Here is a 24,017-nt window from a genome sequence, read left to right on the forward strand (position 1 = left end):
GGGGCGGGCGGCTACCTTGCGAAAACAGGGAAGGGAGGAGCGCCATGCTTGGCAGCAAAAGAAGCGGCAGGAGGAAATGGACCTGGTTTTGGTTCGTGCTGCCAAGCCTTTTGGGAGTGGCATGGTTCGTCCTCCTTCCGTTCACGGACGTGGTGCGCCGTTCCTTTTCACAGACCATGAACGGCGTATTCGTCGGGCTGCAAAACTACGATACCGTACTGCACAACGGGGCGTTCTTACAGGCGGGCGGCAACACAGTGCGCTTTGTGCTGATCTGTATCCCCGCCCTGATCGTCCTCTCGCTGCTCGTCGCGCTGGCGCTTTACGGCCACCCGCAGCAGGCGGGGGTCTTTAAGACCACCTTTTTGATCCCGATGGCGATCCCGGTCGCCTCGGTGGTGCTGCTCTGGAAGGTGCTGTTTCATCAAAACGGCCTGCTCAGCGCCTTCCTCGACGGGCTGGGGCTGCAGGGGATGGACTGGATGAAGACCGGGTTTTCCTTCTGGGTGCTGGTGGTCAGCTATATCTGGAAAAACCTCGGCTACGACATGATCCTCTGGCTGGCCGGGCTGTCGGGGATTTCCCCCAGCCTTTATGAGGCCGCGGCAGTGGATGGAGCTGGAAAGCTAAAATGCTTTACAGCGATAACCTTGCCCAATCTGCTTCCGACCCTTTACACCATCACGGTGCTTTCCTTTCTCAATTCCTTTAAGGTATTCCGCGAGGCCTACCTGGTGGCGGGGGACTATCCGCACAGCAGCATGTATCTGCTGCAGCATCTCTTCAACAACTGGTTCGCTGACCTAGACATGGATAAGCTGTGTGCGGCGGCGGTGCTGGTGGGACTGATCATCTTTGGGCTGATCCTGCTGCTGCGCCGCGCCTGGGAGGGGGAGGGCGAGCTGTGAAAACGCTCAGAAAGGCGCTGGCGCTGCTTTTTCCCACCCTGCTTTCCCTCACGGTCTGGCTGCCGATCCTGCTGATCGTGGGCGGCTCCTTCATGGGGGTGGCCGAGCTGCTCGAGGATTTGGGGCCGGTGCTCGCCGGAGAAGAGGGGTTCGCCCGCTGGAGCCTGCTGCCCCAGTACCCGACCCTGCGGCCCTATGTCGAGCTGCTGCTCGACTCGCCCCAATTTTTTGTGATGTTCTGGAATTCGGTCAAGCTGGCGGGCGGCATCCTGCTCGGACAACTGCTGGTGGGCGCGCCCGCCGCCTGGGGCTTTGCGAGGTGGAAGGGGAAGCTGCAAAACCTGCTCTTCACCGTCTACATCGTGCTCATGCTCATGCCCTTCCAGGTGACGATGGTTTCAAATTACCTGGTACTGGACGGCCTGAGCCTCCTGGATACCCATCTGGGGATCATCCTGCCGGCGGCCTTTTCCACCTTTCCGGTTTTTATCATGTACCGCTTTTTCTGCGGGATACCGGGCGCGGTGCTCGAGTCGGCATCGCTCGACGGGGCCAACGAGCTGCAGGTATTCCTATACATCGGGGTCCCTTTGGGCGGGGCGGGGATCATGTCGGCGATGGTGCTCGGCTTTCTGGAGTACTGGAACATGATCGAGCAGCCGCTGACCTTCCTGCATGAGCGTACCCTCTGGCCGCTCTCCCTTTTCCTGCCCACCATCGTGGCGGACAAGGCGGGGCTGTCCCTGGCGGCCTCGGTGATCACCCTGCTGCCGGCCATCCTCATATTCATGCTCGGCCAGCGCTATCTGGAGGCCGGGATTAAGGCCGCGGGGCTAAAGGAGTAGGAGCAAGATGAAATTTCGGGAACTGATAAAGTATCAATTGGATACGGGGAAGCCGCTCTCCCGCCAGCAAAAACTGGTGCGGCTGCTGCTCGGCTTTCTCCTGCTTATGCTGCTGCTGACCCTCCTGTCCCGGGCGGCGGATTCCCTGACGGTGGCGCGGGTGACGACCGAGCGACCCAAAAACGCCGCCATTGAGCACCAGGTGCGCAAGGACGGAATCTTAGGCGCCAACCATGAGTCGGCCGCGGTGGCAGTGGGAGGAATCCTGGTACGAAGCGTGGAGGTACACCTTGGGAGCCTGGTCAAGGAAGGGGACCTGCTCTTTACCCTGGACACCGCCGACGTGCAGCGCCAGCTGGCCGAAAAACGGCTGGAGCGGCAGAAATACCAGCTTCAGCTGGCGGCGGCTCAGCGTGCGCAGCAGAAGGAGGAAACGGCCGCCGAGCGCGCGCAGGAGCGCGCCGAGGAGGACTATGAATACGCCCTGGAAAAGGCGCAGTCCGAGATGCGCCGAGCGAAAAGCGACTGGAAAGACGCTGAGGACCGGGTCGATGAATTCTGGGACGACCACGACAGGGACGATGACGACGACTGGTCCATCGGCTCCTCCCGCAGCGAGCTGGACACCCTCGAGGAGCGCGCCAAGGAAAAGAAGCGCGCTTATAACGACGCCCTGCGCGCGCGGGACGAGGCGGTCCTGGCGGCCAAGCGGGCCATCGAGGACGCCGCGCTCACCGACCCGGAGGGGGCTGAGGCGCAGGTGCTCGCGCTAGACATCCAGCTTCTGGATTTACAGATCGCCGATTTGCAGACCGTACTTGCCCAGGAAGGGCAGGTGCTCAGCGAGCTCGACGGGGTGGTGACCGAGCTCGGGATCAGCACCGGGAAAAAGACCACCGGGGAAGCGAGCGTCGTCATCGCCGAGAGTTCACAGGGCTGGCGGCTGGGCGTGACGCTGGACAGCGACGAAGCCAAATACGCCGCGCGCGGGGACCGGGTGTCGGTTTTCCTGCCCGGCAAGCAAAAGGAGATACAGAGCGTCATCGAGACCATTGCCCCCTCCTCGCAGGAGCCGGGCGCGGTGGAGGTGGTCGCCCTGGTGCCCGAGGGGGAGCTTGGGCAGTCGGCAACCATGCAGATCAGCAAGAAGGGGGACAATTACCCGGTCTGCGTGCCCATCGGGGCGCTGCACGGCGCCGAGGGCGACCAATACGTGCTGCGCCTCACGGAAAGCGAAACCGTGCTTGGCCGGGTCAAGACGGCCGAACGGGTGAGCGTCACGCTGGAGGACAGCAATGATACCCGCGCAGCCGTCAGCGGCGCGCTGAGCGGCCAGGACGAGATCATCGTCTCCTCCAGCAAGAGCATCTATGACGGGGACCGTGTGCGCTTAGAGGAGCCGCAGCCATGAGCGGGCGGATAAAAGAGCTCTGCCTTGGCACGCTGCTGCTTCTTTCCTTGGCGGCGGGCTGGCTCATCACCCTGCAAAGCGTCGGGCGGCTGGAACGCGTGCCCGCCACCGTACAGCTGCGTTATCGGGAGGAGGCCTTTTCTCCCCGGGAGCTTGACGAGATCGCCGGGAGCGAGGCGCAACAGGGGAGCGGTGCCCTGCCCCTGACGGCCTTTGGGCAGCAGGAGCAAAAGAAGGTGTCCACAGAGGCGCCTGTGCGGGAGGCGCAGCTGACATTGCTTTGGACCTGGGGCCGGATGGACCGGGCGATGTCCGCCCCCCTGCTGTCAGGGTATTACCCGGCCGCCGGGGGCGACGGGTGCGTGGTGGATGAGAGCGCGGCTTATCGACTTTGGGGCAGCCGCCAGGTGACGGGGGAAACCCTTCGCTACGATGGAAAGGACTATACCGTGCGTGGGGTGAGCGAGGCGGCGGGCGGGGTGGTGCTCCTCCCGGCCGCGGCGGAGCAGCGGGTACTCTCCACCCTGGCGCTGGAGCCGCCGCCCGGGAAGGACCGGCGCGCGGCGGCCGAGGAATTTCGGGTGCGCCATGCCCTCGAAGAGGCGGACGCAATCCTGCTGCTGGGCGGTTTTAACTCCCTGGGTCGGTTTTTGCTCTTTCTGCCGTTTTTGATCCTGGCGTGCGTGCTGCTCTGGCTGCTGCTGCAAGCCCTCTGGCGGTTGCGCCACACGCCCTTCCTCTTTGCGCTCGATCTTGGCGCCCTGGTCCTGATCCTGGTTCTGGCCTTCTGGCTTTCCGGGGTGCGGATCAGCTTTCCCCAGAGCATGGTGCCCACCCGCTGGTCGGACTTCGAGTTTTGGCAGCGGCTCTTTTCCTCTTGGGGGGAGAGCCTTGTGGAGCTTTTGCGCAGTGAAAAGCTGATCCCCGACCTGCTCTACTGGAAGGAATGGGGGAAGGCGGCCGGCGGCGCACTGCTCTCCTCCCTTGCCATGGTCCTGCTCATTAAAAGAAGAGCGGCCGGATGATTGTAATCATCCGGCCGCTTTAATGCTAGGAGTCCTGCTCGGCGATCCGCTGCGCCAGGTCGTTTAGATAGACCCACCGCTCCATTTTTTCATCGAGCTGCGCTTGCAGACCCTCCTTTTCGGCGGTCAGCCCCTGCAGCGCGGCATAGTTGCTTGCCTGCTCGGCCAGCTGCCGTTCGTTTTCTTGCAGCGCCTCTTCGAGCGCCGCAATCTCTCCGTCGATCGTTTCCAGCTCCCGCTGCTCCTTAAAGCTCAGGCGCAGCTTCCTCTCGCGCTGGCGCCCGGCGGCGGGGACCTTTCTCGCAGGCGCGCCGCGCTCGGGCTCCTCCTCCTTGCGGCAGCTCAGGTAGTCGCTGTAACCGCCGACATAGCCGGTGAGGACGCTGCCGTCCTCGAAGACGAAGACCTGCCTCGCCACCCGGTCCAGGAAGTACCGGTCATGGGAGACGGCGATCACGGCGCCGGGGAAGGTGTCCAGATAGTCCTCCAGCACCGTCAGTGTTTCGATGTCCAGGTCGTTGGTGGGCTCGTCGAGCAGCAGCACGTTCGGCGCGTCCATCAGGATGCGCAGCAGATAGAGCCGCCGGCGCTCACCGCCCGACAGCTTGCCGACGGCGGTATACTGCATATCGGGGGTGAAGAGAAAGGTTTCGAGCATCTGCGAGGCGCTCAACACCCCGTCCGGGGTCTGGATGTTGAGCGCGGTGTCCTTGATGTAATCGATCACGCGCTGGGAGGGATCCATCTCCCCGCACTCCTGTGAGAAGTATCCGATCTTCACCGTGGCCCCTTTTTCCACCTGGCCGCTGTCGGGGGATACCAGCCCGAGGATGATTTTCAGCAGGGTGCTCTTCCCGCAACCGTTCGGACCGATAAGGCCGAGCCGGTCGTCCCGCAGCAGGTTATAGGAAAAATCCTTGATCAGGGTTCGTTCCCCGTAGCTTTTAAAGATGCCTTCGATTTCAATGATCTTTTTCCCCAGTCTCGAGGAGAGGGAGCGAAGCTCCAACCCTTGTGCTTTCTTTTGGGCAGGCTGGGCGCTGAGCTCCTCGAAGCGCTCAACCCGAAAGCGCGCCTTGGTTCCGCGGGCTTTCGCGCCCCGCTGGATCCAGGCGAGCTCCTTGCGCAGCAGGGCCTGGCGCTTGCGCGCGCTGGCGGCAAGGCTCTCCTCCCGCTGTGCCTTGAGCGAGAGAAAGCCGGAGTAATTGGCCTCATAGGAGTAAAGGCTGCCGCCCGCGACCTCCACGATCCTGTTTGTCACCCGGTCCAGAAAGTACCGGTCATGGGTAATCATCAGCAGCGCTCCCTTGTAGCGCCGCAGGTAGTCCTCCAGCCACTCGATCATCTCGTTGTCGATATGGTTGGTCGGCTCGTCGAGGATCAGCAGGTCCACCTGCGTGACCAGCGCGGCGGCCAACGCCACCCGCTTTTTCTGCCCGCCCGAAAGCTCGCCGACCTTTTGGCCGAGATCGTTTACCCCCAACCGGGTGAGGATGGCCTTGCATTCATATTCGGCGGCCTCCCGGTTTTGCTGTTCGATCCCGGCCATGGCCTGCAAAAGGACGCTTCGCTCCCCGCGAAAGTCGGGGTTCTGCGGCAGGTACCCTATATGCAGGCCGTTCATTTTTGTGATCTCGCCCGCGTCGGGTTCCTCCACCCCGGCAATGATTTTGAGCAGGGTGCTCTTGCCCGCGCCGTTTTGCCCGATCACTCCGATCTTTTCATTGTCGCCGATCCCCAGCGTAACCCCATCGAGCAGCGGGGTCACGCCGTAGCTTTTCGTAATCTGTTGTGCAGTCAGCAGGTTCAATTTATCTCACCAATTCCTTGAGGCAGTCGCAGGCTTCTCCGTCGGGCCGGTAGCCCTTGTCCTCGCATTTCTTGCAGCGATAGGGGATTTCCAGATAATCGGGCGCATAGCCGTTATGTACCAGAAGCGCTTCCTTTTCCTGCTGCAGTGTAAGGTTCTCTTCCCGCAGGCGGGCGATCAGGTCGCCGGTGTTTCCGCCCAGCAGCACCGCCTTGGAGACCTCGAACCCGGTCTTGGCCAGCGCCGTGTCGATCTGTTTGAGGCGCGGCAGCTTCCCATAGACCTCCTCCTTACGCTTGGCCGCGATCTCCCGCGCGGCGTTGCGCCGCTGCTGAAGCTCGGCGTGGGCCTTGTCGTACCGCTCCTTTTGCGGGGAGGGCGGGGCGAGGGGGCCGCTCCCAAAGGTGCGCGCCTTTGGCTGATATTCGCTCTGCGCCGCCCTTTGGGGCGCGTTCATTTCGTCCACCGCCTGGCGGGGGGTCTTGATCCCCTTTTCGTGCCAGCGGGAGAGGATCGAGTCGCAGTAGGGGAAGGAGAGCTTGCCGGTGTTGTCCACCGTGCGCTCGTAGGCCAGCTGGATGAGCGGCAGCTCAAAGCCGTACTGGTCGAACCATTTGGTCACATAGTCCATTTCCTTGGCGGTCAGGTTGCGCGAAAAGATCCCAAAGGCCGATTTGATCTTGCCCTCATAGTCGTTTTTGCGGGTGAGGGAGAGGATGTGCTGTTCCGCCTTGTCAAAGGTGTCGATTCCCCGGTCGATCCAGTCGTAGGCGGTCTTTTCGATGTAGCGCAGGCTGCTTTTGCCGATCGAAACGCAGTACTGGATCACCATCAGGATCAGCTCGACCTCCATCCCGCCGTAGCTGTAGAGCGAAACGAGCGCTTCCATCCCAGAGGGGGAGATGGTCTTGCCCAGAATTTCCTGCGCCTCCTGCAGCAGGGTGGAGACCTGCTGGTCTTTGGCCGCCAACGAGGAAATTTCCTCGGGTGCCAGCCGTCCGCGGACTGGGGGTTTTACGATCTTCTGCTCCGGCGTTTGCGGCTCTCCGGCCTTGAGGGGGACGGTATCAGGCGCGGGAGCGGGCGTCTGCGGTTCCTGGCCCGCTCTCGCGGGCTGCAGCAGGCTGTCCCCTCCAAGCGTCTCCTCCATGAGAACGCCCGAAGCGATCCAGTAGTTGAGAGCGTCCTGTGCGTCCGCCGTGGAGAGGCCGACGAGGGCGGCGAGCTCTGCCAGGGACAGGGACTGTTCATTGTGGCGCAGCAGCACCAGCAGAACCTTGAGCGAGGCGGAGCCGCAGGTCTTGATATGCTTGTCCACGATCTGGGTGGGGACCGCGAAAATATTTCCCCAGATGCCGAAATCCAGCTTATAGGCCATGGAAGAACCTCCAAGATGATGTAAATAGTTGCTTTAAAAATATATTATATCATAAAAGGTCAAAAGGCGCATCGGGAAATTAACGGTTTACTTCCCAAAACGGATGGGCTATAATGAGAGAAATCAAAATGAAAAGGAGCTGTGCTCGATGAAGCTTTTACGTCTCTTGGAGGAGAATTCCAGACTCTCTCTCGAACAGCTGGCGACCATGACCGGGATGAAGGCCGAGGAAGTGGCGGCCGAGCTGGAGCGCTATGAGCGGGAGGGGATTATCCGCTCTTACGGGGCAATCATCGACTGGGACAAGACCGAGAGGCATTATGTCAGCGCGCTTATCGAGCTTCGGGTTTCCCCGAAAAGGGACTGCGGCTTTGAAGAGATTGCCAAGACCATCATGGAATTTCCCGAGGTGGAGTCGGTCTATTTGATGAGCGGGGGCTATGATCTGGCGGTGACCGTTTCGGGCGAATCCTTTAAGGACATCGCCATGTTTGTCGCCTACCGCCTCTCTCCTTTGGATTCGGTGCTCTCCACCGCGACACACTTCGTCCTGCGCCGCTATAAGGAACGGGGCGTGGTTCTCTGCGGGGAGGAAGGGGACGAGAGGGAGGTAACGGTACTGTGATCGATTACTCGTCTGTCCTCTCCGAACGGGTTCAGGAGCTGAGCCCCTCGGGAATAAGAAAATTTTTTGACCTCGCCAGCGAGATGGAGGGTGTGATCTCCCTCGGGGTGGGGGAGCCGGATTTCAAGACCCCTTATTCCATCCGGCGCGCGGGGATCGAATCCCTGGAAAAGGGCCGCACCTGGTACACCGCCAACGCCGGGCTCAAAGAGCTCAAGGTGGAGATCACAAACTACCTGCGCCGCCGCTTCGAGCTCGATTATAACCCGGTCGATGAGGTCATCGTCACCGTCGGCGGGTCGGAAGCCATCGACCTTGCCATCCGTTCCCTGATTAACCCCGGCGACGAGGTGCTCGTACCCGAGCCCTGCTTCGTCGCCTATGCGCCGATCGCCTTGCTCACCGGCGCCAAGGTGGTCCCGATCCCAACCCGGGAGGAGGACGACTTCAAGCTGTGCGCCGCCGCACTCAAGGAGCGGATCACCGATAAGAGCAAGCTGCTGATCTTCCCGTACCCCAACAACCCGACCGGCGCTGTCATGCGTCAAAAGGAGCTCGAGGAGATCGCCGGGGTACTGCGGGACACCAACATCATCGTGCTTTCGGACGAGATCTACGCCGAGCTGACCTATGGCGAGCGGCGGCATGTCTCGATCGCCTCGATCGAGGGGATGCGCGAGCGGACCATCCTGGTCAGCGGGTTTTCCAAGGCCTATGCCATGACCGGCTGGCGGATCGGCTATGTCTGTGCCCCCGCGCCGATCACCGCTCAGATGCTCAAGGTCCACCAGTACGCCATCATGTGCTCGCCCACCACCAGCCAATACGCCGCCGTCACGGCCATGCGCAGCTGCGACGACGAAATCCGCAAAATGGCGGACGAGTACGACGTGCGCCGCCGGCTCTGCGTGGGGGAGTTTAACCGGATCGGCCTGCACTGCTTCCCGGCCGAGGGGGCGTTTTACGTCTTCCCCTCGATCAAATCCACCGGGATGAGCAGCGACGAGTTCTGCCAGGAACTGCTCTATTCCAAGCGGGTGGCAGTGGTGCCCGGCACCGCCTTCGGGGCGGCGGGCGAGGGATATGTGCGGGTATCCTATTCCTATTCGGTGAGCTATTTGGTCAACGCCATCAAGCGGATCGAAGAATTTTTGCAGGAGAGAAAAGGATAGCCCATGTCAGTGAAGAACCTGGTCGCCTTCACCCGGGTGGAGGATTATGAATACCAGGCGGTGCTCCACGCGGTGCGCCGCCAGTTCCGGCTGCTCGGCGCGGCCGAGCTGGTGAAGCCCGGCATAAGGGTCACCGTCAAGCCGAATCTTTTGATGAAGCGGGAGCCGCAGCAGCACACCACCACCCACCCGATGGTGGTGCGCTGCGTGATAGAGGCGCTGCAGGAGCTGGGGGCCGGGGAGATCACCATTGCCGACAGCCCGGGCGGACCTTATACCAAGGGCGCGCTCGAGGGCATTTATTCGGCCAGCGGGATGAAAGAGGCGGCCTCCCTCACCGGGGCGAAGCTCAATTTCGACACCGGATGGCGGGAGATCAAATGCGAGGATTACCGGGTCTGCTCGGGTTTCAATATCATTGACCCCGTGGCAGGGGCCGATCTGGTGGTGAACCTGCCCAAGCTCAAAACGCACTGTATGACCACCCTTTCGGGCGGGATCAAGAACCTGTTTGGCTGCGTGCCGGGGCTGCAAAAGCCGGAGCTGCACTACCGCTTTGTGGAGGAGGAGCGCTTCTGCCAGATGCTCCTCGACCTTGCGCAGACCGTCAGTCCCGCCATCACCCTGGTGGACGGGATCGTCGCGATGGAGGGAGACGGCCCCTCGGGCGGCACGCCGCGAGGGACCGGCTTCCTCGCCGGGAGCAGGGACCTCTTCGCGCTGGATGTGGAGCTTGCACGGGTGCTGAATCTTGGGGAGGTCAAGATGCTCTCCCTGGCCGCCGTCCGCTCCCTTGCGCCGCCGGAGGATTTGATTGAAAGGGCGGGGGAGCCGCCCGCGGTGATCAAGGACTTTCGCCGCCCGCGCTCCAAGTCGCTGGACTTCCTCGGTTCGGTCCCGGCCCCGCTGCGCCCCGTGGTGCGCAGCCTCGCCGGGCGTTTTGCCAAGCCCAGCCCGAAGGTCGAAATGAAGCAGTGCATCGGCTGCGGGCGCTGTGCGCAGTCCTGTCCGGCGCACACGATAAAAATTGATCATGGCAAGGCGGTCATCGACTACAAAAACTGTATTCGCTGCTACTGCTGCCACGAGATGTGCCCGCCCAGGGCGATCGGGATCAAGAGGCTGAAACTGTTCGATATATAGACAGACAAAAGAGGTGGAGGGAACGAGAGCGGATGAAAAAGACAGTCATTGTGGGCGCGCCCTGCAAGGTCAACCTTTCGCTGGACATTACCGGGGTGCGGGAGGATGGCTATCACCTGCTGCGCTCGGTTATGCAGACGGTGGATCTGTTCGATTATCTGATTCTGGGCCCCGGCGAGTTTCCGGGAATTTTCATTGACTGCGACCGGGAGCAGCTGATCTGCGACACCACCAACACCGCCTACCGCGCGGCCCAGCTCTTTTTCGAGCACACGGGAATAAAGAACCCCGCGGTCCATATTGAGATCATCAAAAACATTCCCATGCAGGCGGGATTGGGCGGCGGCAGCTCGGACGCAGCTGCGGCGCTGGTGGGGCTCAACGACCTGTACCAGGCCGGTCTTTCGCAAAGCGAGCTTTGCGCGCTGGGGGTGCGCGTCGGGGCGGACGTGCCGTTTTGCCTGCGCGGGGGCACCATGCTCTGCGAGGGGGTGGGCGATATCTTCACCGACCTGCCGGCCCTGCCCGGGTGCTTTATCCTGATCGCCAAGCCGGATACCGGGATTTCCACGCCCGACAGCTTCAGGCGGTACGACCGGGCGGGGAAGAGGCTCCATCCGAACACCGAGCAGATGATGGCGACCATCCTCTCCGGGAACCTGCCCGATCTCGGGCATGAAATGTATAACGTCCTCGAGGAGGTCTGCGAGCTGCCCCAGGTCGGACTGTATAAGAGCATTATGCTCCAATGCGGCGCCCTGGGCGCTGTGATGACCGGCAGCGGCAGCGCGGTGATCGGGCTTTTTGACAACAAGCGCGCCGTGCGCCACGCCCACCGCAAGCTGTTGACCCATGCCGATGCGGTCTTTATCACCCGGCCGGTGCCTTACGGCGCGCGGGCCGTGGATGGAAAAAAATAGAATATTTCGTATAAGAGGCATAAAAACCGTCCAACCTTGTGGTATCAAGGAAAAAGGACGGTTTTTACATATGTTTGGGCTTAAAAAGATTGAGATTTCACTTCTGGGCGGACTGCTGCTGGCACTTTTGCTGAGCTCCATCGCGGCCTTTGCCGCGCAGAGCGACAGGCTCCAGGGGCAGGTGCTGCGCCTGCACATCCTGGCCAATTCCGACGAAGCGTTCGACCAGCAGATCAAGCTCGAGGTGCGGGACGCGATCCTGCGCGAGCTCGGCGAAGAGCTTTCCCAGAGTAGAGACCGCGACGAGGCGGAGCATACGGCCCAGATGCTGCTGCCCAGGGCCGAGGAGATCGCGCGGCGGGTGATCCAGGGGAATGGCTACGACTATCCGGTGCAGGCGAAGCTGATCAACATGCATTTTGAAACGCGCAGCTACGGCACCATCACCATGCCCGCCGGAGACTACGACGCGGTGCGGATCACCATTGGGGAAGCGCAGGGGCACAACTGGTGGTGCGTGCTCTATCCGCCCATCTGTGTTCCCGCAGCGGCGGACATCGAGGACCTCGCGCAGCTGGAAAGCGATCCAGTGGCCTCGGGCAATCCGCAATATGAGCCCCGCTTCAAAATTCTCGAAATCCTGGAAGGGCTCAAAAAGAATCGGGAATTGTCGGCTTGACAGCGGCGCGTTTTGGGTCTATAATTCCTTAAGGTAAGTGATGATGCGCTTACCTGATAAGGAAAAGGCTGTGACGGGAAGAAGCAGGCCGCTTTGCCGCAAGAAAGAGAGGGCACCCTCGGCTGAAAGGTGTCTGTGCACAAAGCCTGCGGGCCATCTCCCGAGCCTCGCGGCGACGAGCCGTGGCGTGCGCTCCGCGTTAAGGAGCTTTTGAGCGGCGGCATGGGAGGCTGTGCCGCAATCCGGGTGGTACCACGGTAAGCTTGTCTAATCAGGCTATCGTCCCTGTTTTTGAGGGATGATAGCCTTTTATTCTGTCTTGAGAGCAATTTTGGGAGGAGCATAAAACATGGAATGGACAGGAGTCAACGACCTGAGAGAAAAGTTTCTCTCCTTTTTTGAGAGCAAGAGGCATACCCGCCTGCCGAGCTTCCCGCTCGTGCCGAAGGACGACGCCTCTCTGCTGCTCATCAATTCCGGCATGGCGCCGATGAAAAAGTTCTTCCTGGGGCTGGAGACCCCGCCCAACAAGCGGGTCACCACCTGCCAGAAGTGCATTCGCACCCCGGACATCGAGCGGGTCGGCAAGACCGCGCGCCACGGTACCTATTTTGAAATGCTGGGCAACTTTTCCTTCGGGGACTACTTCAAGCGCGAGGCGATCGCCTGGGCGTGGGAGTTCTTCACCGAGGTGCTGGGGATCCCCAAGGACAAGCTGCACGTCTCGGTCTATGAGGACGACGATGAGGCTTATAATATCTGGACTAAGGAGATCGGCGTCCAGGCTGACCACATGGTCCACCTGGGCAAGGAGGACAACTTCTGGGAGCACGGTACCGGTCCCTGCGGCCCCTGCTCCGAAATTTATTTTGACCGCGGCCCCGGCAAGGGGTGCGGGCGCCCCGAGTGTGCGGTCGGCTGCGACTGCGACCGGTACGTGGAAATCTGGAACATCGTCTTCAGCCAGTTCGATTCGGATGGGCAGGGCAACTATACCCCGCTGGACCATCCGAACATCGACACCGGCATGGGCCTCGAGCGCCTCGCCTGCGTCATGCAGGGGGTGGAAAACCTCTTTGAGGTGGACACCGTGCAGAATATCATGAAGCACATCTCCAAAATTGCCGGTGTCGAGTACGGCAGGGATCAAAAGACCGACGTGTCGCTGCGGGTCATCACCGACCACATCCGCAGCACCACCTTCATGGTGGGCGACGGAATCCTGCCTGAAAACGAGGGGCGCGGCTATGTGCTGCGCCGCCTGCTGCGCCGCGCCGCCCGCCACGGGAAGTTGCTGGGGATCGATCATCCCTTCCTGCACGAGGTGGCCCGCACGGTGATCAAAGAAAACGAGAACGCCTACCCCGAGCTGCGCGAGCACGCCGAGTACATTACCAAGGTGATCGCGGCGGAGGAGGAGCGCTTCATGAAGACGCTCGACCAGGGAATGGACCTGCTGTTCGAGATGATCGACAAAATTGACAGCGGCATGGAGGACCCCAAGGCGCGCATCCTTTCGGGCGAGGAGGCTTTCAAGCTCTATGACACCTTTGGTTTCCCGATCGATTTGACCCGTGAGATCATCCAGGAGAAGGGGATCGAGATCGACGAGGAGCAGTTCGAGCGCCTCATGCAGCAGCAGCGCGAGCGTGCCCGTCGGGCACGGGAGAGCATGGAGGGCTCGGCCTGGAGCGGGGACCTGCTGGCCGACCTGAGCTTCCCGCAGGAATTCACCGGCTATGAAGAAGAGACAACCGAGGCGAAGATCATGGCGATCGTCGCCGGGGACCAGAAGGCCGACAAAGTGCTCGAGGGCCAGGAGGCCGTGCTGGTGCTGGATCGTACTCCCTTCTATGCCGAGAGCGGCGGCCAGATCGGGGACACCGGGACCATCACGCTGGGGGACAGCGTGTTCGAGGTTTTTGACTGCAAAAAATCGGCTACCAAGTACTTTATGCACATCGGCAGGATGAAGTCCGGCTCCCTCTCGCTGGGCGACGCCGTCACGGCCCAAATCGACACCGCACGCCGGGACGCCATCCGCAAGAACCATTCCGCCTGCCACCTGCTGCAGTTCGCCCTGCGCCGCGTGCTGGGCGAGCACGTCCACCAGGCCGGCTCGATGGTCAGCGACACCCGTTGCCGGTTCGACTTCTCCCACTTCGAGGCGATGAGCCGCGAGCAGCTGGACGAGGTTGAGGAAATCGTCAATACCCTGATCCTCTCCTCGCTGCCGGTCGCAGTACGCGAGATGCCTATCGACGAGGCCAAAAAGTGTGGCGCGATGGCCCTCTTCGGCGAGAAATATGCCGACGTTGTGCGGGTGGTCAACATGGGCGACACCTCGATCGAGCTGTGCGGCGGCACCCATGTGGGCAATACGGCGATGATCGGGATGTTCAAGATCATCAGCGAATCCTCGGTCGCGGCCGGGGTGCGCCGGATCGAGGCGACAACCGGCTTCGGGGTGTTCGAGCTGCTGCGCGAGGCGCAGGCCGAGCTTTCGCAGTGCGCCGCGGCCCTCAAATTGGGGAATATCTCCGAGCTGCCGCAAAAGCTCCAGGCGCTTGTCAGCGAGGGCAAAGAAAAGGACCGGAAGATCGCCGAGCTGGAAGGTAAGCTCGCCTCGGGCAAGATCAAGGAGCTGCTTGAGGGAGCGGTCAAGGTCGAAGGGACCAGCCTGGTCGTCGCGGGGATGGTGGGCGTCGCGCCCGACATCCTGCGCAGCATGATCGACAAGGCCAAGGAGCAGGAGAGCGACCTGGTCGCGGTCCTCTATTCGGTCAACGACGACAAAAAGGCGAGCGTGGCCGTCGGCGTCTCCCAGGAGGCGATCAAGAAGGGCCTGCACGCCGGCAAGCTGGTCAAGGAGATCACCTCCCTGGTCGGCGGCTCGGGCGGCGGACGCCCCGATTGTGCGATGGGCGGCGCCACCAAGATATTCGAGATCGACGAGGCGGTCGCCAAGATTCCGGACATGATCCGCGGCATGATGAAAAAATAATTGGACGTATGCTCCAGTGACTAGGAGGACAATATGGACGACTGCATTTTCTGCAAGATAGCGGCGGGGGAGATCCCTTCCAACCGCATCTATGAGGATGAGCGGGTGCTCGCCTTCTACGATGCGGCCCCCCAGGCACCGGTGCACTTTTTGGTGATCCCCAAGGAGCACATCGGCAGCACCAACGAGCTTGATAACTCGAACAGCTCGATCGTCTCCCACATCTTCGAGGTGATCGTCAAGATCGCCAAGCACCTCGACCTCGACAACGGCTATAGGATCGTCAACAACTGCGGGGACGACGGCGGTCAGACGGTGGGGCATCTGCACTTCCATGTGCTGGCCAAACGGCGCCTTGCCTGGCCGCCAGGCTGATTGCTGAGGGCTTCAAACTAACGTTAAAGGAGAATGGGCTATGCCAAAAACATATACTCTGCAAGTTGCGGGACTGACAAGGGAGCTTCCGATCTGCAAGGTGAACGACGGGCTCTATATCGCGGCGTTCATCATGTTTTCGGATGTGGAGATGACGGTGCGCTGCGCTGAGGAGCTCTTAAAGAAGGCTCCCGCGTTCGACGTGCTGCTCACCGCCGAAAGCAAGGGGATCCCGCTGGCCTATGAAATGTCCCGCCAGTCGGGGAAGCAATACATCCTCGCGCGCAAAAGCGTCAAGCTCTATATGCGCGACCCCATTGAAGTAAACGTCAAATCCATCACCACCGCCGCTCCCCAGAAGATGTATCTGGACGCGGACGCGCTGGGCTACCTCAAGGGCAAGCGGGTTCTGATCGTGGACGACGTGATCAGCACCGGGCGTTCGCTCGAATCGCTCGAGGGGCTGGTCGAGATCGCCGGAGGCACCGTGGCCGGCAAGGCCGCCGTCCTGGCCGAAGGGGAGGCCAGCGAGCGCGAGGATATCCTTTTCCTGGCTCCGCTCCCTCTGTTTACCGACGACAAATAGGAGTGACAACATATGAAGCGACCGCTGTTTGTAATTGGGCTATCCTTCTTTTTGTCCAGTGCGGCCGCCCTTGTCTTCGGAGATAACTTTGCCTTCTCGGTGGGGATCGTGCTGCTTCTCGCGGGCGGCCTCTCCCTGCTGGTGGTCAAAAAGTACAGAGCCGCCGTCGCTGCGGTCCTCTTTACGGGGGCCGTGGCGGCGGCTGTCGTTTTGTTGCAGAATAACATGTGGCTGCGTCCGGTTTCGGATTTGGCGGATAAGACCGTCTATCTCGAGGGCCGGGTGACCGAAATTGAGCATGGTTCGGGCAATTCGCGTTACCGCCTGGAAGCGGTGATCCCGCTCCAGGACAGCGCGAAACCGGTCAAGGCAAATGTAATGGTATATAGCTTTACATCTCTTTCGGCCGATGTGAACGACGTCCTCAGGGGCTACGTCTCGCTTTACAACCCAAAGCTGGAGGGAAAATACCGCTACCGCTATCTGGCGGACCGGCTTCTGCTCTTCGGCACCTTCCACGGGAAAATCGAAGCGGTCGACCGGGATCAGGCGCCCAGGACGGTGGGATACTATGTCAGTGCGCTGCGGGAATACCTGACCGCCCAGAACCGCAAGCTGCTGCCCTCCCAGGAGGCGAGCGTCGTCAATGCCATGATGATTGGGGACAAGAGCTATCTGGACCGGACGGTCGAGCTGGATTTTAAAGATTCCGGCCTGGTCCATCTGATGGCCGTCTCCGGCTTCCACGTTTCCCTGTTCTGCGCGCTGCTGGGCGGGATATTCCGGGCGATGAAGCTGCGCCGCAAGCTTGCCAGCTTCCTTTGCATGCCATTTTTGCTGCTCTTTATGGCGGTCTGCGGTTTCAGCTCTTCGGTGCTGCGCGCCGGGCTGATGATGTTCCTCTGCCTGTTCGCCCAGATTTTCAGCAAACGGTACGACGCGCTCAATGCCCTGGGATTTGCCATGCTGCTCATCTGCTTCATCAATCCCTACAGTGCGCTCAACATCAGCTTTTTGCTCTCCTTTGCCGCCACGGTGGGGATCATCCTGCTTGCCCCGCGCCTGAGTGGATTCTTCCTGAAAAGGCTCGGATATGCGGAGGAAGGGGAGGGCAAAAAGGAAAAAGCGGATGTGGAGTCCCGCTTCACCCGGCTGGTCGTCCACGCGTTTTGCGTATCGCTCGCTGCCTACGTCTTTACGCTGCCGGTCATGCTCTACTACTTCGATTCCTTTTCGCTGATCGCGCCAATCGCTTCCACCCTCGTTATGCCGCTAGCGATGCTGCTGCTCTGGTGCCAGGCCCTCGCACTGCTGTTTGGCGCGCTGCCGCTGCTCGGTTTCATCGCCCAAATCATCTCGGCCTTCACTGCGCTGCTGGTGCGCATGATCCTGCTGCTGACCCATTTCTTCGCCTCGCTCCCATTTTCGACCATGCCGGTGCGGTACGACTTCCTGCAATTTTTGCTGGTGATTTTCTATATTGTGGCGATCCTGCTGGTGGCCCTCGGCGCCTCGAAGCGCACCAAGCGGCTTTGCACCGTGCTTGCGGCGGCGGTACTCGTCTTTGGGGTCGCCTCGGCCTGGCTGCTGCGCCGGGGTACGGTGGATATCGTTTCCTTCGCCGATGTGGACAGCGTTCTGGTGATCAGCGACGGGAAGGCAGCGATGGTCGGTTTTCCCCAGTCGGCCTATGGCGGCCGGGCCATCAGCTCCTATCTGCGTGCGAGGGGGATCAATGAGCTGGAAGCGGCGGTCAGCACCAGCATGGATAACGACGCCGCCATTGGGGCAATCGGCGTCCTGCAGGAGACGCCGGCGCGGCTGGTGGCAATGCCCACCTCGGGGCAGTTTACCGAGCACCTGTTAAAGTACGCGCGTGGAGCCGAAACGCTCATGGTCAACGGGGAGGGGACCATCCGTTTGCTCGGCGGGGTCAAGCTCAATCTGATCCCCTGTTCCTGCGGCTGTGCGTGCGAAATCGATGTCAACGGTGCAAAACTCTTAAAAACCAACCAAAACTGTGTTATAATGAATAATGATTACGGTACGCAGGGCATTATCCGGGGCTGGACGCTCGTCAAGGAACGGGTGGTCAATCCCAAGATGAAGATCGCCTACGACGGCGACAGCGTTACCACCTATACGATAAGAAAAAAGCAGGAGGGGAAGCAGGCGTGATTTATCAGGAGGAGCGGGCCATCGCACAGGCGATCAAGGATAAGAGCCTGCGCTGTCCGGCGCTGATCTACGGCAGCGAGGAATATCTCAAGCAGCAGGTTTGTTCTAGGCTGACCAAGAGTGCGAACGAGGCGTTTTCCTCCTTCAACGACTTCTGCTTCGATTTTGAGCAGCTGGATTTGCAGGGCCTTTCGGACGTGCTGTCGGCCCCGCCCATGATGGCCGATTGGCGCACCGTATTGGTATACAACGTGGACCCCAAGGGCTTTGGTGCCGAGCTTTATAAACAGCTCGAGGGGCTGCTGGGTCAGGTTTATGAGGACTGCCGGGTCGTATTTTTGGAGAAGAGCGGCTGCTTTGACGACAAACGGGACGAAAAATCCAAAAAGGTGATTAAACTCTTTGACAAGTTGGGCAGCGTGCTCCATCTCAAGGAGCGCACCGAGGGGGATTTGCAGAAGCTGATCAAGAGCGAGGCGCAGCAGGGCGGATGTACGATCGTCCCGGCGGCGGCAAAGCAGCTGCTCGCCTCCTGCGGCCGGGATATCATGGCGCTCAAAGGCGAGGTGCAAAAGCTCTGCGCTTATAAGAATTGGGAGGGCGAGATCACCCCGGAGGACGTCGGACTGCTGACGGTCCAGAAGGCGGAGGACAACATCTACGGGCTCTCGCGGGCCATCCTGCGGGACGACTACGACCTGGCGATGAAAATCTTGGGCGACCTATGTTATCTGCGCTATCCGACCGAAAGCATCCTGGGCACCCTGTCGCAAAATTTTGTCGACCTCTACCGGGCGCGGATCGCCACGCAGGAGGGCAAACGCTCCTCCGAGATCGCCGCCGACTTTGGCTACGGCAAGCGCACCTTCGCGATTGACAACGCCCTGCGGGACCAAAGGAAGCTCTCCGACTGGTACCTTGATCATGCGCTCGAGACCCTGTCCAGGGCGGATATCCGCCTTAAATCCTCCCAATGCGACGGGCGTACGGTGCTCGAGCAGACGGTGACGGCCCTGTTTTTAAAAAATCCGCCGAAGGAGGCGGGCCGGTGAAACGCCTCAAACTCGACCGCCCGCTGATCGTGGAGGGGAGATACGACAAGAGCAAGCTCGCCTCCTTCCTGGACGGGGTGATCATTACGACCGGGGGGTTCGACATCTTCCGTGACCACAAGCGCCTTGAAATGATCCGCACCCTGGCGAAGGAAAAGGGGATCATTATCCTGACCGACTCAGACGTGGCGGGCTTCCGGATCCGCAGTTATCTCAAGGGAGCAATCCCGCAGGAGCGGATCATCAACGCCTATATCCCCGACGTCTACGGCAAGGAGAAGCGCAAGGCCGTCCCCTCCAAGGAGGGCAAGCTCGGGGTGGAGGGGATCGACGCCGGCGTGCTGATCGACGTGCTGCGCCGCGCGGGTGTGCTCTTCGAGGACGAAGAGCAGACAGCGCAGGAAGGGGAGAGGCTCACCAAGCTCGACCTGTATGAGCTCGGGCTCTCCGGCGGGATGGACAGCGCGGCAAAACGCAGAAAGCTGCTGCACCGGCTCGGGCTGCCGGAAAATATGGCGCCAAACTCGATGGTTGGGGTGCTGGGGGCGCAGTACACTGCCGGGGAACTGAAAGAAATTTTGAAGGAACTGGATTGAGGAGGGAAGGCCGTGACATTTTTCAGCATGACGTTCCTGCTGGTCTTTCTGCCGGCGGGTCTGCTGCTCTATTACGGCACCCCGAACCGCTTCAAAAATTATACCCTGCTGGGGCTATCCCTGCTGTTCTATGCGGCACTGGGCCCGCTGGAGCTTCTGGTGATGGCGGCCTCGGTGGTCTTCGATTACATGATGGCCTCGCTGATCCGTTACCACCAGGGAAATAGCAGGGTCACGCGCACGGCCCTGTTTTTATCGGTCCTCAAATCGGTTTCACTGATTTTGTTTTGCATGGTGCGCAGCCAGCTGGAGGGCTATTCCATGCCGGTGGGGATATTGGTTTACACCCTTTCGGCGACCGGGTATGTGGTGGATTTATACCGGGGCGAGGCGCCCTATGAGCGCAGCCTGTGCAATTTCCTGCTCTACAACTGCTTTTTCGGCAAGATCTTCGTCGGGCCGTATGTCAAGTATTCCCTCATCCGCCCGCAGCTGAGGAAAAAGCAGCTCTCCCTCTCCTCCATTTCGACCGGGCTGGTGCTGCTCATCCAGGGGATTGCCAAGAAGGTCGTTTTGGCGGATAATCTGCTGCTCACCTACCGCAAGGTCGCGCAGGTGGACGCCTCGCGCGCGAGCGCGACCACCCTGTCCTCCTGGCTTTTGCTGCTCTCCCTCGTGCTGGGAATCTATTTTACCCTGAGCGCCTACTGCGATGTGGCCAGGGGACTGGGGCAGATTTTTTGCTTTAAGCTGCCGCGCAATTTTTCTTACCCCCTGCACAGCAGTTCGGTGCGGGAATTCGTCAATCATTTTAATACCACCCTGGTGGAGTACCTGCGGCGGTATGTCTACCGGCCGCTGGGCGGCGGGCGGTACGGTGTGGTGTCCGATTGCTTCAACACCCTGCTTTACATGCTGCTCTTCGGCGTATGGTTTTCCTTTTCGCCCAATCTGCTGCTCTTCGGCGGCGTGCTGGCTTTATTCATGCTGGGGGAGCGGTATCTCTACGGCCGCCTGCTGCGCCGTCTGCCCGCCGTTTTCGGGCGTGTTTACACCTATGCGGCGCTGCTTGTCTCCTTTTGCCTTCCCGCCAAGGGGACCCCGGCCGGGAGCTGGCAGCTGCTGAAAAACCTATTCAGCTTTCACCAGGAGCGCTTGGTGAACGACAAGATCGTCTATATCCTCTCGCAAAGCTATTGGGTGTTGTTGCTCGGGCTGGTGCTCAGCTTCGCGCTGCTGCCCAAGCTGAGCGCCCTGCTCAAAAGAAGAGCGCCTGCGGCCGCCAACATCCTGTCCGTATTCTTTAACGTCGGGCTGCTGGTGGTCTCGGTCATGTTTATCATCTGATTACAGTTTTTTAGATAGGGGGTGCCGCCTATGGTCTCCAAGCGAATATCCGCCGTTATGATGCTTTTGATCCTGATCACGCTTTCTGTCTCCTGTGTGGTGCGCGGCAACCTTCTGGGGATTGCCTTTCTCCCGCAGGGGGAGGCGGCGCCCTCTTCGATCGACGGGTTGCTCGCCACGACCGAGGGGTATCTCAAAAAGGCGGTGCCGCTCGCGCGCACCCTCAAGGCGGCCAAGATCAACCTGCGCTACCTGCTCGGGGAACGCGAGCAGGACAACGTCTTCATCACCGGCAGCCGTCTGATCGAAAACGTCCAGCCGCCCAACAGCAAGACCGTGCAGAAGAATATGGACGCCATCCTCGATTTTACCGACCGGCTGGGCCGTCCGTCCTATGCCATGCTGATCCCAACCGCCAGCGCGGTGCTGCAAAGTGAGATTCCCAAATTTGCGGACATCTATAATCAGAAGCGGTTCATTGAAAATGTCTACAACAATTTTGCCGGGAAGCTCTCCTGTGTGGATGTCTATTCCACCCTATTCGAGCACAGTGACCAGTATATCTATTACAACACCGAATCCCTGCTCACCCCGCAGGGCGGGTACCTGGTCTACGATATGCTGACCAGACGGATGGGCAACGCGCCGCTGAGCCTGGACCGCTTCGAGATCAAGTATCTCGGCGAATACTACGGGGAGCTTTACGACCGGGTGGAATGTAAGAACGTCGATCCCGATGTGCTGAGCATCTACCCCTATTCGGGCGGGGGAAAGGAGTTCACCGTCACCCATTACTCTGAAAAAACGCGGCGGTATGAGACCCTGTACCCCGAGCATCTGTTGGCGCTTGGCCGGCCGATGGACGTCTTTCTCGGCGGGTTGTCCCCGGTGGTGGACATCCGCCAGAAGCAGCGTGCCCAGAAAAGCCTGTTGGTCTTTGGGGATAAGCAGATGCTCTCCGTCCTGCCTTTTCTCGCCTGCGGCTATCAGCAGGTCACCCTGATCGATCTGGGGCAGATCACGCCGCAGCAGCTCAGCGAGCAGGATTTTGGCAGCTACGACGAGGTGCTCTTTGCCTATTCCACCGATACTTTTATGCATTCCGACACGCCTGCGCGGGTCGGGCTCTATTAAAAAAGCTATTTTTTACTATTCAGCAACTGAAAATTTGGCGCCGCGCGCCGCCAAAAGCGCGCAGGCCGCAGATTCTGCGGCAGGGGAGCAGATATGGACTGGATTGAAACGAAGATATACACCACCCATGAGGGGATCGAGCCGGTGACCGGAGTCCTGCTCGGGATCGGGGTGAGCGGGATTGTGGTTGAAGATTCGCAGGATTTCAGCGACTTTTTGGAGGCCGAGACCCCTTATTGGGATTATGTGGACGAGAGCCTCGACTACCTGCGCGAATGTGAGACCAACCTTACCGTCTATCTGCCCGATAACGCACAGGGCAGCGAGATGTATACCCTGATTTCCCAGGAAATGGACCGGATGCGCCGTGAGGATGCGCCCGGTGCCTACGGACGTTTGGCGGTGAGCACGCAGAACGTCAACGAGGAGGACTGGGCCAACAACTGGAAACAGTACTTTAAGCCCATCCCGGTCGGGAAAGGCCTTGTGATCAAACCGACCTGGGAGGAGCTTCCCCTGCAGCTGGCAGAGGGGCGCAAAGTCCTGGAGATCGACCCCTCCGCCAGCTTCGGCACCGGGACGCACTACACCACCCGCCTTTGCCTCGAGCTGCTCGAGGAGGTGGTGCGCGGCGGGGAAGAGGTCCTGGACATGGGCTGCGGCAGTGGGATACTGGGGATCGCGGCGGCGCTGCTGGGGGCAAAGGGGGTCACGGCGGTGGATATTGATGAGAATTCGGTGCGCATTGCCCGGGAAAACTTTGCCCAGAACCGGGTTTTAGACCGGGTGCAGACCTTCTGCGGCGATGTCAACCGGAGCGGCTCCCTGCGTGAAAAGGTCTGTGCGCGGCAGTATGAGATCGTGTGCGCCAATATCGTGGCGGACGTGATCATCGCCATGCTCGGAACCCTGAAGGCGTGCATGAAGCCCCATGGCGCGTTGCTCTTGTCGGGGATCATCGCCCCGCGCGAGGAGGACGTGCAGCAGGCGCTGGCGCGCGAGGGGCTACACGTGCAGCGGCGGCTGGAGGACAGCGACTGGATCGCGCTGCTGGTGCGTCTCTAATTTGTAATTTTCTTTTGGGAGGATTTATGCCCAGATTTTTTACCCATACTATCACCGGGGATTTGGCTCAGATCGAGGGGCCGGACGCCTCGCATATTGCTCTCTCACTGCGCATGCGCCACGGCGAGGAGCTGACGGTCTGCGACGGGGAGGGCACCGACTACCCCGGAACGCTTGAGCAGATCACGCCCGAATTGGTGACGGTGCGCCTGTCCGGCAGCTTACCATCGCCGGGGGAGCCTAAAATTAAGATAACCCTCTTCCAGGCGCTGTGCAAGGGAGAGAAGATGGACACCATCGTGCAAAAGGCGGTCGAGCTCGGCACTACGGAGATCGTGCCGCTGCTCACCCGGCGCTGCGTGGCCCGGCCGGATCAGAAGGGGTTTGAAAAAAAGCGGCAGCGCTATGCGAAAATTGCCCTTGAAGCGGCCAAGCAGTGCGGGCGGGGGATCGTCCCGCAGGTGGGGGAGCTTATCACCCTCGACAATCTTTTGGTACGGATGGAGGGCTTTTCACAAACCTTCCTGTTTTACGAGCAGGCCCAGCGGCTCCTCGGCTCCATGAAGCTCGACGGGATAAAGAAGCTCGCCGTCATTGTGGGGAGCGAGGGGGGCTTTGATCCCGGGGAGGCCGAGCTTTTAAAGCAGGCGGGCGCGCAGGTACTCTCGCTCGGCAGCCGGATTCTGCGCTGCGAGACGGCGCCTCTGGCGGCCCTGGCCGCCATCCTCTGCCTAAGCGGGGAGCTCTAAGTCTCCCAGCTGGAT

Annotated in this window: 21 protein-coding genes; 19 read left to right on the top strand and 2 right to left on the bottom strand. The window is 60.5% G+C overall.

Annotated features, from left to right (window positions below):
• The first annotated feature begins 44 nt into the window (after positions 1-44).
• Genes EDD78_RS03645 through EDD78_RS03660 form a run of 4 tightly spaced genes read left to right on the top strand, consistent with a single transcriptional unit; the run spans position 45 to position 4,189 of the window.
• A complete protein-coding gene (locus EDD78_RS03645) occupies positions 45-908 on the top strand; it encodes a carbohydrate ABC transporter permease (RefSeq protein ID WP_132083996.1) in 864 nt (287 codons plus the stop codon).
• Entirely contained in the window at positions 905-1,753 is an 849-nt protein-coding gene (locus EDD78_RS03650) for a carbohydrate ABC transporter permease (RefSeq protein WP_242942161.1), read from the top strand. The genes EDD78_RS03645 and EDD78_RS03650 overlap by 4 nt, the downstream gene beginning before the upstream one ends.
• A gap of 7 nt (positions 1,754-1,760) precedes the next feature.
• Positions 1,761-3,164, top strand: coding sequence for an efflux RND transporter periplasmic adaptor subunit (locus EDD78_RS03655; protein ID WP_079699357.1), 1,404 nt, complete (start codon positions 1,761-1,763; stop codon positions 3,162-3,164).
• Positions 3,161-4,189, top strand: coding sequence for an ABC transporter permease (locus EDD78_RS03660; RefSeq protein ID WP_132083998.1), 1,029 nt, complete (start codon positions 3,161-3,163; stop codon positions 4,187-4,189). The genes EDD78_RS03655 and EDD78_RS03660 overlap by 4 nt, the downstream gene beginning before the upstream one ends.
• A 25-nt stretch (positions 4,190-4,214) precedes the next feature.
• Here EDD78_RS03660 and EDD78_RS03665 read toward each other — a convergent pair whose 3' ends face one another.
• Together EDD78_RS03665 and EDD78_RS03670 are read right to left on the bottom strand one after the other, a co-directional pair.
• Positions 4,215-5,999 (bottom strand): ABC-F family ATP-binding cassette domain-containing protein, encoded by a 1,785-nt coding sequence (locus EDD78_RS03665; protein WP_132083999.1) that lies wholly within the window; start codon positions 5,997-5,999, stop codon positions 4,215-4,217.
• Position 6,000: 1 nt separating this feature from the next.
• Positions 6,001-7,377 carry a DnaD domain protein gene (locus tag EDD78_RS03670; protein WP_132084001.1) on the bottom strand — a complete coding sequence of 459 codons (1,377 nt, stop codon included), beginning with the start codon at positions 7,375-7,377 and terminating at the stop codon, positions 6,001-6,003.
• A 148-nt stretch (positions 7,378-7,525) separates the two neighbouring features.
• Between EDD78_RS03670 and EDD78_RS03675 the strand changes: the two genes are divergently transcribed.
• The 15 genes from EDD78_RS03675 (at position 7,526) to EDD78_RS03745 (ending at position 24,002) form a co-directional block, all read left to right on the top strand.
• Positions 7,526-8,002: an Lrp/AsnC family transcriptional regulator gene (locus EDD78_RS03675; RefSeq protein WP_079699352.1), complete on the top strand. Its 477-nt coding sequence runs from the start codon at positions 7,526-7,528 to the stop codon at positions 8,000-8,002.
• On the top strand, positions 8,002-9,174 hold the full coding sequence (locus EDD78_RS03680; RefSeq protein WP_132084126.1) for an aminotransferase class I/II-fold pyridoxal phosphate-dependent enzyme: 1,173 nt from the start codon (positions 8,002-8,004) through the stop codon (positions 9,172-9,174). Before EDD78_RS03675 ends, EDD78_RS03680 begins: the two co-directional genes overlap by 1 nt.
• A gap of 3 nt (positions 9,175-9,177) precedes the next feature.
• Positions 9,178-10,317: a DUF362 domain-containing protein gene (locus EDD78_RS03685; RefSeq protein WP_132084003.1), complete on the top strand. Its 1,140-nt coding sequence runs from the start codon at positions 9,178-9,180 to the stop codon at positions 10,315-10,317.
• Between the two features lie 32 nt (positions 10,318-10,349).
• Complete coding sequence (gene ispE, locus EDD78_RS03690) at positions 10,350-11,237, top strand: 4-(cytidine 5'-diphospho)-2-C-methyl-D-erythritol kinase (RefSeq protein ID WP_079699350.1); 888 nt, start codon at positions 10,350-10,352, stop codon at positions 11,235-11,237.
• 70 nt (positions 11,238-11,307) lie between these two features.
• Positions 11,308-11,916 (top strand): stage II sporulation protein R, encoded by a 609-nt coding sequence (gene spoIIR / locus EDD78_RS03695; protein WP_132084004.1) that lies wholly within the window; start codon positions 11,308-11,310, stop codon positions 11,914-11,916.
• A gap of 349 nt (positions 11,917-12,265) precedes the next feature.
• Positions 12,266-14,920, top strand: coding sequence for an alanine--tRNA ligase (gene alaS, locus EDD78_RS03700; protein WP_132084005.1), 2,655 nt, complete (start codon positions 12,266-12,268; stop codon positions 14,918-14,920).
• Between the two features lie 33 nt (positions 14,921-14,953).
• On the top strand, positions 14,954-15,295 hold the full coding sequence (locus EDD78_RS03705) for a histidine triad nucleotide-binding protein (RefSeq protein WP_079699347.1): 342 nt from the start codon (positions 14,954-14,956) through the stop codon (positions 15,293-15,295).
• Positions 15,296-15,335: 40 nt separating this feature from the next.
• Positions 15,336-15,881 carry a phosphoribosyltransferase family protein gene (locus EDD78_RS03710; RefSeq protein ID WP_132084006.1) on the top strand — a complete coding sequence of 182 codons (546 nt, stop codon included), beginning with the start codon at positions 15,336-15,338 and terminating at the stop codon, positions 15,879-15,881.
• A gap of 12 nt (positions 15,882-15,893) precedes the next feature.
• The gene (locus EDD78_RS03715; protein ID WP_132084008.1) at positions 15,894-18,059 is read left to right on the top strand and encodes a ComEC/Rec2 family competence protein; all 2,166 of its coding nucleotides are present in this window, start codon (positions 15,894-15,896) and stop codon (positions 18,057-18,059) included.
• Positions 18,056-19,111, top strand: coding sequence for a DNA polymerase III subunit delta (holA, locus tag EDD78_RS03720; protein WP_165873097.1), 1,056 nt, complete (start codon positions 18,056-18,058; stop codon positions 19,109-19,111). Before EDD78_RS03715 ends, holA begins: the two co-directional genes overlap by 4 nt.
• Positions 19,108-19,707, top strand: a complete 600-nt coding sequence (locus EDD78_RS03725; protein ID WP_286170704.1) for a ribonuclease M5 — start codon at positions 19,108-19,110, stop codon at positions 19,705-19,707. The genes holA and EDD78_RS03725 overlap by 4 nt, the downstream gene beginning before the upstream one ends.
• Positions 19,708-19,719: 12 nt before the next feature.
• Positions 19,720-21,054, top strand: coding sequence for an MBOAT family O-acyltransferase (locus EDD78_RS03730; protein WP_132084012.1), 1,335 nt, complete (start codon positions 19,720-19,722; stop codon positions 21,052-21,054).
• A gap of 30 nt (positions 21,055-21,084) precedes the next feature.
• Complete coding sequence (locus EDD78_RS03735) at positions 21,085-22,188, top strand: DHHW family protein (protein WP_079699341.1); 1,104 nt, start codon at positions 21,085-21,087, stop codon at positions 22,186-22,188.
• A gap of 93 nt (positions 22,189-22,281) precedes the next feature.
• Positions 22,282-23,253, top strand: a complete 972-nt coding sequence (gene prmA / locus EDD78_RS03740) for a 50S ribosomal protein L11 methyltransferase (RefSeq protein WP_079699340.1) — start codon at positions 22,282-22,284, stop codon at positions 23,251-23,253.
• Positions 23,254-23,279: 26 nt separating this feature from the next.
• Complete coding sequence (locus EDD78_RS03745) at positions 23,280-24,002, top strand: 16S rRNA (uracil(1498)-N(3))-methyltransferase (protein WP_132084013.1); 723 nt, start codon at positions 23,280-23,282, stop codon at positions 24,000-24,002.
• Positions 24,003-24,017 lie beyond the last annotated feature (15 nt).

The organism is Harryflintia acetispora, assembly GCA_004340125.1.
Classification (GTDB): Bacteria; Bacillota; Clostridia; order Oscillospirales; family Ruminococcaceae; genus Harryflintia; species Harryflintia acetispora.